Origin of the sequence: Ewingella sp. AOP9-I1-14 (genome assembly GCF_052375995.1) — a bacterium.
GTDB lineage: Bacteria > Pseudomonadota > Gammaproteobacteria > Enterobacterales > Enterobacteriaceae > Ewingella > Ewingella allii.
This window is the reverse complement of record NZ_JBQSVA010000002.1, coordinates 661,839-675,142: the sequence shown is the minus strand read 5'-3', so window position 1 is coordinate 675,142 and position 13,304 is coordinate 661,839. Positions and strand designations below refer to the sequence as shown.

At 56.8% G+C, this 13,304-nt stretch carries 12 protein-coding genes; 5 read left to right on the top strand and 7 right to left on the bottom strand.

The window, feature by feature from the left end; translation table 11 throughout:
• The first annotated feature begins 86 nt into the window (after window positions 1-86).
• The gene (pgl, locus tag ACT3RT_RS08275; RefSeq protein ID WP_396130247.1) at window positions 87-1,088 is read left to right on the top strand and encodes a 6-phosphogluconolactonase; all 1,002 of its coding nucleotides are present in this window, start codon (window positions 87-89) and stop codon (window positions 1,086-1,088) included.
• Between the two features lie 271 nt (window positions 1,089-1,359).
• Window positions 1,360-2,880: a methyl-accepting chemotaxis protein gene (locus ACT3RT_RS08270; protein WP_353501390.1), complete on the top strand. Its 1,521-nt coding sequence runs from the start codon at window positions 1,360-1,362 to the stop codon at window positions 2,878-2,880.
• A gap of 71 nt (window positions 2,881-2,951) precedes the next feature.
• On the opposite strand, the gene ACT3RT_RS08265 is transcribed toward ACT3RT_RS08270, so the two are convergent.
• The 4 genes from ACT3RT_RS08265 to ACT3RT_RS08250 form a co-directional block, all read right to left on the bottom strand.
• Window positions 2,952-4,265 carry a putative acyl-CoA thioester hydrolase gene (locus tag ACT3RT_RS08265; RefSeq protein ID WP_496202804.1) on the bottom strand — a complete coding sequence of 438 codons (1,314 nt, stop codon included), beginning with the start codon at window positions 4,263-4,265 and terminating at the stop codon, window positions 2,952-2,954.
• A 106-nt stretch (window positions 4,266-4,371) separates the two neighbouring features.
• Window positions 4,372-4,854: a kinase inhibitor gene (locus tag ACT3RT_RS08260; protein WP_396130249.1), complete on the bottom strand. Its 483-nt coding sequence runs from the start codon at window positions 4,852-4,854 to the stop codon at window positions 4,372-4,374.
• A 57-nt stretch (window positions 4,855-4,911) separates the two neighbouring features.
• Window positions 4,912-5,604: a type 1 glutamine amidotransferase domain-containing protein gene (locus tag ACT3RT_RS08255; RefSeq protein WP_353501393.1), complete on the bottom strand. Its 693-nt coding sequence runs from the start codon at window positions 5,602-5,604 to the stop codon at window positions 4,912-4,914.
• 56 nt (window positions 5,605-5,660) lie between these two features.
• The gene (locus ACT3RT_RS08250; RefSeq protein WP_485902850.1) at window positions 5,661-6,704 is read right to left on the bottom strand and encodes an NADPH-dependent curcumin/dihydrocurcumin reductase; all 1,044 of its coding nucleotides are present in this window, start codon (window positions 6,702-6,704) and stop codon (window positions 5,661-5,663) included.
• A 233-nt stretch (window positions 6,705-6,937) separates the two neighbouring features.
• Here ACT3RT_RS08250 and aphA point away from each other — a divergent pair, with 233 nt between their 5' ends.
• Window positions 6,938-7,651: an acid phosphatase AphA gene (aphA, locus tag ACT3RT_RS08245; protein WP_353501395.1), complete on the top strand. Its 714-nt coding sequence runs from the start codon at window positions 6,938-6,940 to the stop codon at window positions 7,649-7,651.
• Between the two features lie 147 nt (window positions 7,652-7,798).
• Here the strand turns inward: aphA and ACT3RT_RS08240 are convergent, their stop codons facing one another.
• Window positions 7,799-8,578: an ABC transporter substrate-binding protein gene (locus tag ACT3RT_RS08240; protein ID WP_496202803.1), complete on the bottom strand. Its 780-nt coding sequence runs from the start codon at window positions 8,576-8,578 to the stop codon at window positions 7,799-7,801.
• 18 nt (window positions 8,579-8,596) lie between these two features.
• Window positions 8,597-9,751: a methionine aminotransferase gene (locus ACT3RT_RS08235; RefSeq protein ID WP_441656078.1), complete on the bottom strand. Its 1,155-nt coding sequence runs from the start codon at window positions 9,749-9,751 to the stop codon at window positions 8,597-8,599.
• Between the two features lie 135 nt (window positions 9,752-9,886).
• Here ACT3RT_RS08235 and ACT3RT_RS08230 point away from each other — a divergent pair, with 135 nt between their 5' ends.
• A complete protein-coding gene (locus ACT3RT_RS08230; RefSeq protein WP_496202802.1) occupies window positions 9,887-10,849 on the top strand; it encodes a LysR substrate-binding domain-containing protein in 963 nt (320 codons plus the stop codon).
• 9 nt (window positions 10,850-10,858) lie between these two features.
• Here the strand turns inward: ACT3RT_RS08230 and bioA are convergent, their stop codons facing one another.
• Window positions 10,859-12,136, bottom strand: coding sequence for an adenosylmethionine--8-amino-7-oxononanoate transaminase (gene bioA, locus ACT3RT_RS08225; protein ID WP_353501399.1), 1,278 nt, complete (start codon window positions 12,134-12,136; stop codon window positions 10,859-10,861).
• A 129-nt stretch (window positions 12,137-12,265) separates the two neighbouring features.
• Here bioA and bioB point away from each other — a divergent pair, with 129 nt between their 5' ends.
• The gene (bioB, locus tag ACT3RT_RS08220; protein WP_185690230.1) at window positions 12,266-13,303 is read left to right on the top strand and encodes a biotin synthase BioB; all 1,038 of its coding nucleotides are present in this window, start codon (window positions 12,266-12,268) and stop codon (window positions 13,301-13,303) included.
• Window position 13,304 lies beyond the last annotated feature (1 nt).

Below are 13,304 nucleotides of genomic sequence, written 5' to 3'. Positions count from 1 at the left end.
TGGGTTATCGTGGTAACCTGAGCTACGCTTGAATGACTTAACGTATGCCCGAATAAAAATTAATCCGGTGTTAATAAGGAGATGTAATGAAGCAAGTTGTCTACGTTGCCAGCCCTGAGAGCCAGCAAATTCACGTATTTCGTCTGGGCGAAAACGGCGAGCTGAGCCCGCTGCAAATCGTTGACGTGCCTGGTCAGGTTCAGCCAATGGTTATTCATCCTGATGGTCATCGTTTATATGTCGGCGTGCGCCCAGAGTTTGGCATTCTGACCTACCGCATTGACCACGAAGGCAAGCTGGAACAGGCAGGCATGGCGCCGCTGCCGGGCAGCCCGACCCACGTCGGCACTGACCTACAGGGCCGCTTCTTGTTCTCGGCGTCTTACAGCTTCAACAATGTCAGCATTCATCCCATCAATGAAGAAGGCATCGTCACCGCGCCAATTCACGTGCTGGAAGATATTCAGGCGCCGCACTCGGCCAATATCGACCCGACCAACCAGTTGCTGATGATCCCGGCGCTGAAAGAAGACCGCATCCGCCTGTTTGATTTCAGCCTGCAAGGCGCGGCGACGCCGCACCACGTGGAAGCGCTGAAAACCAAGACCGGCGCGGGCCCGCGTCATATGGCTTTCCACCCGAATCAGCACTTTGCGTACTGCATTAACGAGCTGGACAGCAGCGTCGATGTCTATCAGAAAGACGTGACCAGCGGCGAATACCACAATGTTCAGTCACTGAACATCATGCCGGCTGATTTCAAAGACACGCGTTGGGCGGCGGACATTCACATCACGCCAAACGGCAAATTCCTCTATGCCTGCGACCGCACCGCCAGCCTGATCTCCGTGCTCAGCGTGTCCGAAGATGGCAGCGTGCTGGAGCTGTTGGGGCATCACGCCACCCAGACTCAGCCGCGCGGCTTCAACATTGACCATCAGGGCCAGTTTGTTATCACGGCAGGTCAAAAATCTAACGGCATCGAAGTGGCGAAGATTGACCAAACCAGCGGTGCGCTGACCACGCTGAAAGAGTACCCGGTGGGCAAAGGCCCAATGTGGGTGAGCATTCTTGACGTGAGAAGTTAAGCCCGCTAATGAGTCGCCATTTTTTCGGCGAAATCAAGTGCTGCAAAAAACTGCCCCGACCCTGACAAGTCGGGGTTTTTTATTACTTTTTTGTTAAAAAGACACTTCGTGCCATTGATTAGAATTATTTTCATCTCCCTCTAAACATTGTGGCCTCCTTGTCGATAACTCTTCCCGTTACCAACACCGAATGTTCCCATCATATTTCGTGTCACAGGATAGGTTGGGCGCAAACAGTTATTTATTAACAATAATAAACAGGGAGAGCAGGATGAGTTTATTTTCAGGGATCACCCGCATTTTCAATAACGCCAACATCGCTACCAAGCTAGCCGCAGGATTCACGCTGGTTCTGCTGCTCGGTTCCTCGATTGCCGCCTCAGGCATTTACCATCTCACCAGCATTAGCGAGCGAGCCGAAAAGGCCACGCTGCTCAAGAAAGTGAATGATTTACTGGCCGAAGCCAAATACACCCGGCTTTCGTATATGGCGAATCATGATCAGAAGTTTGTCGAGCAAAACCGTCAGGCGCTCGACAAGTTAGAAGTGCGACTGGCAGAAGTGGCAACCTACCACTGGCAGCCGGTCGATCAGGCGCAGGTTGACGCCATGCCGGAGAATATCCGCCGTTACCGTGAAAACTGGCAGCACACGCTGAACCCGCCAGCGGGCAGCGATCCGCAGCAAATCAGCGACAGCCTGGCGGCGGCCGGACTGGCCCTGACCTCGGCGTCGGACCAGCTTCTCAACCACGAAATGGCCTACACCCAAGAGGAAGTCAGCCGAACCATCAAAGAGATGCTGATCATCATCACCATTGCCATTCTGACCGGGGCACTGCTGTCGTGGCGCATGACGCGCCAAATCACCGTGCCGCTGCGTCACACGCTGGACGTGGCCCAGCGCATCGCGGCGGGCGACTTAACCGCGCACATCCGCAGCCAAAGCAATGACGAAGTGGGGCAGCTGACCCGCGCCGTGGAGGGGATGAACCAGAACCTGCGCGGCATCATTGGGGATATCCGCAACGGCGTGACCCAAGTGACCCGCGCCTCGAGTGAAATCGCGGCGGGCAACATTGACCTTTCTGCCAGAACGGAGCAGCAGGCGTCGGCGCTGGGGCAGACGGCAGCCAGCATGGAAGAGCTGACCGCGACGGTGAAGCAAAACGCCGATAACGCCAGTCAGGCCAGCAAACTGGCTTCTTCCGCCGCCGACACGGCAGGGCGCGGTGGCAAACTGGTTAGCGACGTGGTGGGGGTGATGAAGGACATCGCCGTCAGCTCGAAGCAGATTTCTGAAATCACCTCGGTCATCAACAGCATCGCCTTCCAGACCAATATTCTGGCGCTGAATGCCGCCGTTGAGGCCGCGCGCGCCGGAGAGCAGGGGCGCGGTTTTGCCGTGGTGGCCAGCGAAGTGCGCAATCTGGCACAGCGCAGCGGGCAGGCGGCAAAAGAGATTGAAACCCTGATTGGCCTGTCGGTGAGCAAGGTCAACAGCGGCTCGGCGCTGGTGGGCAAGGCCGGGGACACCATGGAAGAGATTGTCCAGTCGGTGAGCCACGTGACCAGCATCATTCATGAGATTGCCTCGGCGTCGGAAGAGCAGAGCCGCGGCATCGGCCAGATAGCGCTGGCGGTGGCGGAAATGGACACCGTGACCCAGCAGAACTCGGCGCTGGTGCAGCAGTCGGCCAACGCTGCCGCGTCGCTGGACGAGCAGGCGGTGAATCTCGAGGAGACGGTGGCTATCTTCCGCCTCGGCAATGAGCCGGTCGCCCAAGCCTAATTTCTTCTGAATTCTGCCAATAAAAAAGCCGCTGAGCATCTACTCAGCGGCTTTTTTCGATCCTCGCGGGCTTATTTAGCCGGCGCGGTGATCACGTTGTTGAACTGCCACAGACGGTTGAAGTTCACGTCATTCAGGTCACGCGCCTGTTTTTCATCTTTCGGCACGTTACCAGCGAAGGCGCGGCCAGACACGGCGGCATCGCCCCACGGGTTGACTTGGTTGTAGCCGCTGTCGATTTGGCTATCGCGGATAACAACCTGGCTGTTTGACGTGGTGCCCGGCACATAACCGCCGTTTTCAGCGCCTTGATCCCATGCACGGCCAAGCTGGGCTTTCGCCGCCTGACCTTCAAAACCGCGATCAGAGGTCAGGGTGCTGTTGGTCACCAGGAAGCCGTAAGGCACGTTGGCCGGGGTGTTTGGAGAGAAGATGGAGGCTTGCTTCACGCCACGGCTGCTCACGGTGTGGAACTCAACGCGATCGAATACCGCGCTTGAGCGACCAATCACGTAATCCACGTCACCTTCAATCAGGCTGTTATGCACGTAAGCACGGCTATAACGGCTGTTGTTCGGCTGGTTTTTGATGTTCGCGGTGGTCAGCATCAGGGTGTTCTGGCGGCCAATAATATGTACGTTATCCAGCACGATGTTGTCGCCGTCGGTGCGCAGAGCCACCGCCGGATGGTCACCCGCGTCTACTGTATCCAACAGGCTGTTGGTCACGGTCAGGTTCTGCAATTGCAGGCTGCTGCTCTGTGCCCAGACGGTGGCCGTACAGCCCGCGCCAATGGTTTCAGACTGCTGATCGCTACAATCTTTGAACATGTATTCGCTGCGGTTGCCCGGAATGAACTGGCCATTCGGGTTGACCGTCGCGCGGTACACCGCAGGGGTAGCCGATGCTTCCAGACCTTGCTGGATCACCACGTCGCCCGCGCTGTTGCCAGCACCGAACAGGGTGATTGGCGGTGAGCCAGCCGGGATGTAAACCGCGCCGGTGTAGGTGCCTGGCAGGATTTTGATGAACACGCGCTCGCCGTGGTTACGCACGCGCAGGGCGGCTTCTACGGCTTGCTGAATGCTGGTGTAAGCTGCGCCGTCGGTGCCCATCTGGGTGCCGACCACGAAGTTAGTTTTCGCGGCAGAGATATCGCTGACAGATGGGAACCAACCCTGCTGCTGAACCTGAAGAGAGCGCCCGCCGAAGGCCAGATAGTTTTTGGCGGTAAAGTTCGCCGCTTCGTCTGGGCTAAGAATTGGGTTGGCGGCTGTGCCCGGAGCAACTTGGGTTGAAACACCTTCGTGACTGCTGCTACAAGCGGCCAGAACCAGGCTGGCTGACAAAATAGCGCAGGCGCGCGACAGGGTAGTTAATTTCACTGGGTCTGACTCCTTGATAAAAGTTACTCATATTTTCTACCCGTCAACCTTCAAACTGCCTGATGCAACTCGAGTGATTCTGGGCAACAGCGCAATGTACCATAATTCAGCTATATAACACCGTCAGAGAAGATTTGCCTATTGTATGGAAGTGTATATTGAAGCCGAGATAGGCGCCGCTGGCGTTTTCGTCCACTTCGAGCGAGTCGACGTCTAAGGCATAAATCGTGAACTGATAACGATGGCTCTCGCCCTGCGGAGGTGCCGCGCCGCCGTAGCCCGCTTTGCCGAAGTCAGTGCGGGTTTGCACCGCGCCGTGAGGCAATTCCGCTTTGCCGGAACCCGCGCCTTGCGCCAGTTCGCTGACGTCGGCGGGGATGTTCGCCACGCCCCAGTGCCACCAGCCGGAGCCGGTAGGAGCGTCTGGATCATAACAGGTGATGGCGAAGCTTTTGGTGCCTTCCGGTGCGCCGCTCCACGCCAAGTGTGGCGAGATATTTTGTCCCTGATAACCCATGCCGTTGAACACCTGAGCTTCCGGCATTTTCTCGCCATCTTTCAGGTCGTTACTGGTTAGAGTAAAGGTCATACGTTCCTCCCGTTCTTGATGATAAAAAGCCTAAAAATGGCATGAACCGGCCTTGGCTCATTTAGCGATTTCGCCACCCAGCAGCTTCAATAGCGCCTGCGCGACACTGGCCGAGGAGGCCGGATTTTGCCCGGTGATCAGATTGCCGTCAGTCACCACGTAAGGCCGCCAGTCGGCCGCTTTGCTGTAATCGCCGCCGTTTTTCTTCAATTCATCTTCGACCAAAAACGGCACGATGTCAGTGAGGCCAACCGCGTCTTCTTCACTATTACTGAAACCGGTGACGCGTTTGTCTTTCACCAGCGGCAGCCCGTGCTGGTCTTTTACATCACGCAGCACGCCGGGCGCGTGGCACACGCTGGCAACGGGCTTGCCCGCCGCCCAAAAAGACTCAATCAGCTTCACGGAATCAGCATCTTCAGCCAGATCCCACAGCGGGCCGTGGCCGCCGGGATAAAATACTGCGTCAAAATCATCGGCTTTCACCGTGGATAATTTCACCGTATTACCCAGCGCGCGCTGGGCTGATTTATCCTGACGAAAACGGTCGGTGGTTTCTGTCTGCGCATCCGGCTCATCGCTTTTTGGGTCTAGCGGCGGCTGACCGCCCTTAGGTGACGCCAGCGTCAGCTCGGCCCCTGCATCCAGAAACTGGTAGTAGGGGGCGGTGAACTCTTCCAGCCAAAAGCCGGTTTTCTTGCCGGTATCGCCGAGCCTGTCGTGTGACGTTAATACAATCAGTAATTTCATGTTACCTCCTGCGGGTCCGGTCACGCCGTGGCCCGGCTATGGTCATTAATTCGCTATCACGCTTTATCTTTCGCGACGCGAACCACGAGTTTGCCGAAGTTTTTACCTTCCAGCAGGCCGATAAACGCCTGAGGCGCATTCTCTAAGCCATCCACCACGTCTTCGCGGAATTTCACTTTTCCGGCTTCAAACCATTCGCCCATCTGCTCGGCAAATTCTGGGTAACGATGGCCATAGTCATCAAAGATGATGAAGCCCTGCATGCGAATACGCTTTCTTAAAATCGTGCTGGCGAGCAGTGAAACGCGGTCTTTGCCATCAGGCAGCTCCGTCGCATTGTATTGGGAAACCAGCCCGCAGACTGGAATGCGCGCTTTGGTGTTGAGCAGGGGCAGTACGGCATCGAAGACCGCGCCACCGACGTTTTCGAAATAGACGTCGATACCGTCCGGGCAGGCGGCTTTCAGGCGTTTATCCAGATCCGGTGCGCGATGATCGAGGCACTCATCAAAGCCAAAATGCTCGACCGCGTAGCGACATTTATCCTCGCCACCGGCGATACCAATCACTTTACAGCCCTTAATTTTAGCAATCTGGCCCACCAGTGAACCCACAGGCCCGGTGGCGGCCGCGACGACCACGGTTTCGCCGGACTGAGGTTGGCCAATGTCCAGTAACCCCATAAAGGCCGTAAAGCCAGGCATACCCAGAACGCCCAGTGCCAGAGAAGGGTGCTTTTCTGCCGGGCCTTCGAGCTTTTTCACCTCTTTGGCTTTGACAACCGGATGGTCTTGCCAGCCGGTGCTGCCCAAAACGATATCGCCAGGTTTAAAGTCAGGACTTTTCGAGCTGACAACCTCAGATACCGCGCCGCCGGTCATTACCGCATCGATTTGTACCGGCGCGGCGTAAGAGGGGGCGTCGCTCATGCGGCCGCGCATATAGGGATCGAGAGAGAGGTAGAGGGTGCGCAGCACCAGCTCGCCTTCTTTGGCCTCAGGTACGGGTTGCTCTTCCAGACGGAAGTTCTCTGGCGTCGGGGCACCTTTCGGGCGCGAAGCCAGCACAAAGCGGCGGTTTACTGCTGAATTCTGAGACATACAAACTCCTATTCCGATGATTGTTTGGTGAAAACCACTACCAAATGGCAACAGGTCATGAGGAATAAGTATAGGCAGCTAACTGAACCTTAGGCTGAGCGGTTTATGCTTTGTTAAAATGTGCTGTCACAAAACCGTCACAATGCACTTCCGCTCTTGGCTTTTCACGCGTATGTTTTGAATCGATGATGTCGCGTTAACTCACCGATAAATAAGCATAAAAGGAAAATAAGATGCAGAAGATTAAATTGGCACTCGGGGCGGTTTGTGTACTGCTGAGTCTGAACCAGAGCGCGTTGGCGAAAGAGTCCACCCCCGCGCCGCTCTATCCGGGCGTCAATGTCGCGCAGCTGGCGCAGCAGTCGCCGGTACACTGGGTGTCAGTGGCGCAGATTGAGAACAGTCTGGTGGGTCGCCCGCCAATTGCCGTGGGTTTTGATATTGATGACACCGTGCTTTTCTCAAGCCCTGGCTTCTACCGTGGGCAGAAAGAGTTCTCTCCGGGTAAACAGGATTACCTGAAAAATCCGCAGTTCTGGGAAAAGATGAACAACGGCTGGGATGATTTCAGTATGCCGAAAGAAGTGGCGAAGCAACTGATTGATATGCATCTCAAACGCGGCGACAGCATCTACTTCGTCACCGGGCGCAGCGAGACTAAAACCGAGACCGTCACCAAGACCTTGCAGGGCGATTTCCAAATCCCACAAGACAAAGTTAACCCAGTGATTTTCGCCGGTGACCAGCCGGGTCAGAACACCAAAACCCAGTGGCTGAAAGATAAGCAGATTAAGATTTTCTACGGTGATTCCGACGGTGATATTACCGCCGCGCAGGCCGTGAGTGCCCGTGGTATCCGCGTTCTGCGCGCTTCTAACTCCAGCTACAAGCCATTGCCGCAGGCCGGGGCATTTGGTGAAGAGGTGGTGGTGAATTCGGAGTATTGATTAGTGTGAGTTTTCGCGCCTTCTCCCCTCAGCGGAGAAGGCTGGGATGAGGAGTGGTTTGAATTGTACTCAATGCGGCATACCTCGCCTCAGCCCTCTCCTTAAAAGGAGAGGGCGCAAAGACAAAACCAAAATCAAAATCAAAACTTACTTCACTGTCACATCGATATCGCCGAAATACTTCTTCGCCAGCTGCTGAATCACGCCTTCTTGCTTAATCTTGGCGATGGCGGCGTCCAGCTTCTGCTTATTGGCGGTGTCGCCTTTGCGCAGGCCGAAAGCGATGCCGCTGCCGAGAATTTTGTCATCGCGCACGGCGTCACCGGCGAAGGCGAAATCTTTACCATCCGGGCGGTCAAGGAAGCCGTTTTGCCCAGCCGGAGCCAGCACCAGCGTGCCGTCGAGGCGGCCGGAAGAGAGGTCCAGATAGACCTGATTCTGATCCTGATAAGAGACCACATCGACCCCTTTCGGTGCCCAGTGCGCCTGCGCGTAGCTCTCCTGAATCGAACCTTGCAGTACGCCAACGTGTTTGCCTTTCAGCGACTCAACCGTCGGCAGCAGGCCGGAGGACTTCTTGGCAATCAGCTGGCTCGGTACGCGGTAGATAACGTCTGTGAAATCAATGGCCTGACGGCGCTTCTCGGTAACGTTCATCGCCGAGTTAATGGCATCGAATTTACGCGCTTGCAGCGCCGGGATCAGGCCGTCAAAGGCGGTATCAAACCACTCACACTTCAGCTTGGCGGCGGCACAGACCGCGTTGCCGACGTCGATATCAAAACCCTGCAACTCGCCGCTGGCGCTTTTGGATTCGAACGGCGGATATTGCGCTTCCAGACCAAATTTAAACGCGGTGCCCTCTGCCAGTGTTGAGAAAGAGGCCAGTGCACAACCCAACAGTAATGCGATCTTCATTTTTTTCATGTCATTTCCTCGGAGAGATTAAACCCGGCTCAGGCGGCGGGCACCTTCGTACAGTGTGTCATCGTCTTTGGCAAAGCTCAGGCGAATAAGCCCAGTCGGCTGGTTGTGGCTGTAAAACGCCGACAGCGGGATGGTGGCGACCTGATAATCACGGATCAAACTCAGTACAAACTCGTCATCGGTCAGCGGGCTAAAGTGGCTAAAGCGCGCCAACATAAAGAAGCTGCCACGGCTTGGTAGCAGCTCAAAACGTGAGCCGCTCAGGGCATCGGCCAGCAGGTCGCGTTTGTGTTGGTAGAAGTCTGCCAGCCCCAGATAGCTTTGCGGATCGGCCATGGCTTCGGCGAAAGCCACCTGCATCGGGGTATCGGCGGAGAACATCATAAACTGATGTACCTTGCGGATTTCATTCATTAATTCTGCCGGAGCCAGACAGTAGCCTACGCGCCAGCCGGTGACGTGGTAGGTCTTACCGAAGGAGGAGACAATCACGCTGCGCTCGGCCAGCTGCGGGTGGCAGGCCATGCTGTGGTGGCGCTCGCCGTCGAACACCACGTGCTCATAGACCTCATCGGACAAAATCACGATATCGGTATCGCGTGTGAGGGCGGTCAGGCGCTCAATGTCCACGTCGCTGAAAATCGCGCCGGTAGGGTTGTGCGGGCTATTAATGATGATCATCCGCGTTTTGCTGTTAATGGCGCTGGCGACCTGATCCCAGTCGATGCTGAAATCTTCCAGCGAAAGGCTAATGGCGACCGGCGTCGCGCCCTGCAAACGGACAATCGGCGCGTAGCTGTCAAACGACGGCTCGAAATAGATCACTTCATCGCCCGGATGTACCAGCGCGCTGATGGCCGAGTACAGGCCTTCGCTGGCGCTGGCGGTAACCGTCACTTCTTCATTGGCGTCATAGTGGCAGCCATACAGCGCCTCGACCTTGGCCGACAGCGCGTGGCGCAGCGCGGCGACGCCGCTCATTGGCGCATATTGGTTATGACCATCGCGCATGGCTTTGGTTACGGCGTCAATCAGCGAAGGCTGGCAGGAGAAGTTAGGGGCGCCCTGAGATAAATTCAGCGCGTTATGCTCAGCACTTAACTGGCCGATGACGGTGAAAATCGTGGTGCCGACATCAGGCAATTTGGATTGAGTCGATAAAGGGCTTTTCATGCATCACCTCGGGAGGGCATAAATATTTATATATTATGAATGATTAAGCAGTAGTTTATTTGTGCAGACAATGGATAATTTGTCATACTCGCCATGATCTAGATGCATGGCTGACAGCAATTCCAAGAGGTGAACATGGCAACTCCCCCAGACCTTTCCTATCTGACGGCGCTCAATCTTCCTTCCCTTAACCTGTTGAAAACCTTCAGCGTGGTGGCGAAAACCCATAACTTGACCCACGCGGCGGAGCTGTTGCACATCACCCAGGGTGCGGTGAGTCGGCAGATCACCGGGTTGGAGAATACGCTGGGCTACCCGCTGTTTTTGCGTCAGGCGCGAGGGCTAACCCTGACCCCACGCGGCGCGCAGTTGCTGCCGCCAATTCAACAGGCGCTGGAGCAGATGGGCGAAGCGATGAAGCGCGTCGGCTCGCACCCCGATACCTTGCGCATCAAGTGCCCGACCTGCTCCATGCGCTGGCTGCTGCCACGGGTCATTCAGTTGCAGAATGATCGCCCGGAGCTGCGCATCGAGCTGACCGCCTCCATTGCTCACGGCGTGGATTTCAGCACCGAGCACTTCGACGCCGCCGTGGTGTTTGGCCGCGCGCCGGACTCGCCGCGCCGGGCGCATCATCTGTTTGATGAGATCTTAACGCCCATCTGCACACCGGACTTCTTCGGCAAGAGCGCGGAGAGCACCACGCTTGAGGATCTGGCGGAGAAAACCCTGCTGCACCCGACGCGCGACCGCCGCGACTGGCTGCTGTGGCTGCGGGAATCCGGCGTCAAAGGGCTACCGTCGGCCAAGTCTCAGCACTTCGACACGCTGGATCTGGCCATCAATTCGGCCTTGCAGGGGTATGGCATCGCGATTGGGGATTTGACGCTAATAGAAGATGACCTACAGGCCAAGCGCGTCATGGCGCCGTTCCCACTCTGCGTGGCGAGCGGCGCGTCTTACACCTTGCTCTACCCGGATAACCCGACTCCTGCGCTACAGGTCGCTATCGACTATCTGAACGAGCAGGCCAGAATCAGCCGGAAGAAGCTGAGCACGCTGCTTTCCACCTCCCACCGGCTGGTGACCAGCAATTAATTGCCGGGATTAATAGAGCGACTCGAGCGCGCTGGCAATCGCGCCGGTCAGCTGGCTGAGCTGGGCGGGGGAGATAACATAAGGCGGCATCAGGTAAATCAGCTTGCCAAAAGGCCGAATCCACACGCCCTGATTGACGAAGTGCTTCTGCAACGCCGCCATGTTTACCGGCTCGCGCATCTCCACCACGCCAATCGCGCCCAGCACCCGCACGTCGGCCACGGCGGAGTGCGCCGCCAGCGGGGTAAGCTCGTTTTGCAACTGGCGCTCAATGCCCGCCACCTGTTGCTGCCAGCGATTTTCCGCCAGTAAACTCAGGCTGGCGTTAGCCACCGCGCAGGCCAGCGGATTGCCCATAAAGGTCGGGCCGTGCATAAAGCAGCCCGCCTCACCGTCGCTGATCACCTCGGCGACGTGGCGGGTGGTGAGGGTCGCCGATAGGGTCATGTAGCCGCCGGTCAGGGCTTTGCCCAGACACATAATATCTGGCGAAATCCCCGCGTGGTCGCAGGCGAACGGCTTGCCAGTGCGGCCAAATCCGGTGGCAATTTCATCGGCAATCAGCAGCACGCCGTACTGGTCGCAAAGCTGCCGCACGCGTTGCAAATAGGTCGGGTGATAGATGCGCATCCCGCCCGCGCCTTGCACCACCGGCTCGAGAATGACGGCGGCAATGGCGGATTGATGCTGCTCCAGCAGGGCGGAAAACGGTGCGATATCTTCTTCATTCCACGCCTCGCCGAAGCGCGACTGCGGCGCATCGGCAAACAGATGCTGCGGCAAATAGCCCTGATACAGACTGTGCATCGAGTTTTGCGGATCGCACACCGACATCGCGCCGAAGGTGTCACCGTGATAGCCGTTGCGCAGCGTCAACAGGGTCTGGCGCTTCTCGCCGCGCGCCTGCCAGTACTGCATCGCCATCTTCAGCGCCACTTCCACCGCCACCGAACCCGAGTCGGCCAGAAATACGCACTCCAGCCCGGCGGGCGTCATCTCGACTAAACGCCGCGACAGCGCCACCGCCGACGGATGGGTTATGCCGCCAAACATCACGTGGGACATCTTGCCAATCTGATCAATCGCCGCCTGATTCAGCACCGGATGGTTGTAGCCGTGGATCGCCGCCCACCATGACGACATGCCGTCGATAAGCTGCCGCCCGTCTGCCAGTTGTAGCTCCACGCCCTGGGCTGATTCCACGGGATAGCACGGCAGCGGGTGAGTCATAGAGGTGTAAGGGTGCCAGATGTGGCGCTGGTCGAAATCGAGATCGGCAGGGGTCATTGCGATATCCTGAAAGCTAACTTGTAAACCAAAAAATAATTTTAACGTTGACGGTAAACTAAAACAAATGAAAAATGGTTTACAGAATAGGTAAAAAACAAAACTCAGAATATTTTGGAGATGGCAACGATGTCGACCCGCACCCACTGGACGCTGGAAAAAACCCAAGCTTTGTTCGATAAACCCTTCCTCGAGCTGATGTTCGAAGCCCAGCAGGTCCACCGCCAACACTTCGATCCGCGTCAGGTTCAGGTCAGCACCTTGCTGTCGATCAAAACCGGTGCTTGCCCGGAAGACTGTAAATACTGCCCGCAAAGCTCGCGTTACAAAACCGGGCTGGAAACCGAACGCCTGATGGAAGTGAAGCAGGTGCTGGAGTCTGCCCGTCAGGCCAAGGCCGCCGGTTCCACTCGTTTCTGCATGGGCGCGGCGTGGAAAAACCCGCACGAGCGCGACATGCCTTACCTTGAGCAGATGGTGCAGGGCGTGAAAGAGCTGGGGATGGAAACCTGCATGACGCTCGGCACGCTGGACACCTCGCAGGCGCAGCGACTGGCGACGGCGGGTCTGGATTTCTACAACCATAACCTCGACACCTCGCCAGAATTCTACGGCAGCATCATCACCACCCGAAGCTATCAAGAGCGTCTGGATACCCTGTCAGAAGTGCGCAACGCGGGGATTAAAGTCTGCTCCGGCGGCATCGTGGGTCTGGGCGAAACGGTCAAAGACCGCGCCGGATTGCTGATGCAATTAGCCAACCTGCCGGTCGCGCCGGAGAGCGTACCAATCAACATGCTGGTCAAAGTGAAAGGCACGCCGCTGGCTAACAACGACGACGTCGATCCTTTCGATTTTATTCGCACCATCGCCGTGGCGCGCATCATGATGCCAAGCTCCTATGTGCGCCTGTCTGCCGGTCGCGAGCAGATGAGCGAGCAGACACAGGCGATGTGCTTTATGGCCGGTGCTAACTCGATTTTCTACGGCTGCAAGCTGTTGACCACGCCAAACCCGGCGGAAGACAAAGACCTGATCCTGTTCGGCAAGCTGGGCCTCAACCCCCAAGTTTTCGAAACCGAAATGGGCGACAACCAGCAGCAAGAGGCGCTGGCCGAGCAGTTGGTTCACGCCGACACCGACCAGTTCTACAACGCAGCCGTCTAAA

Bases quoted from the DNA above. Each gene is read 5' to 3' on its own strand.
- pgl (WP_396130247.1), top strand. From the start codon at position 87: ATGAAGCAAGTTGTCTACGTTGCCAGCCCTGAGAGCCAGCAAATTCAC.
- ACT3RT_RS08270 (WP_353501390.1), top strand. From the start codon at position 1,360: ATGAGTTTATTTTCAGGGATCACCCGCATTTTCAATAACGCCAACATC.
- ACT3RT_RS08260 (WP_396130249.1), bottom strand. From the start codon at position 4,854: ATGACCTTTACTCTAACCAGTAACGACCTGAAAGATGGCGAGAAAATG.
- ACT3RT_RS08255 (WP_353501393.1), bottom strand. From the start codon at position 5,604: ATGAAATTACTGATTGTATTAACGTCACACGACAGGCTCGGCGATACC.
- ACT3RT_RS08250 (WP_485902850.1), bottom strand. From the start codon at position 6,704: ATGTCTCAGAATTCAGCAGTAAACCGCCGCTTTGTGCTGGCTTCGCGC.
- aphA (WP_353501395.1), top strand. From the start codon at position 6,938: ATGCAGAAGATTAAATTGGCACTCGGGGCGGTTTGTGTACTGCTGAGT.
- ACT3RT_RS08240 (WP_496202803.1), bottom strand. From the start codon at position 8,578: ATGAAAAAAATGAAGATCGCATTACTGTTGGGTTGTGCACTGGCCTCT.
- ACT3RT_RS08235 (WP_441656078.1), bottom strand. From the start codon at position 9,751: ATGAAAAGCCCTTTATCGACTCAATCCAAATTGCCTGATGTCGGCACC.
- ACT3RT_RS08230 (WP_496202802.1), top strand. From the start codon at position 9,887: ATGGCAACTCCCCCAGACCTTTCCTATCTGACGGCGCTCAATCTTCCT.
- bioA (WP_353501399.1), bottom strand. From the start codon at position 12,136: ATGACCCCTGCCGATCTCGATTTCGACCAGCGCCACATCTGGCACCCT.
- bioB (WP_185690230.1), top strand. From the start codon at position 12,266: ATGTCGACCCGCACCCACTGGACGCTGGAAAAAACCCAAGCTTTGTTC.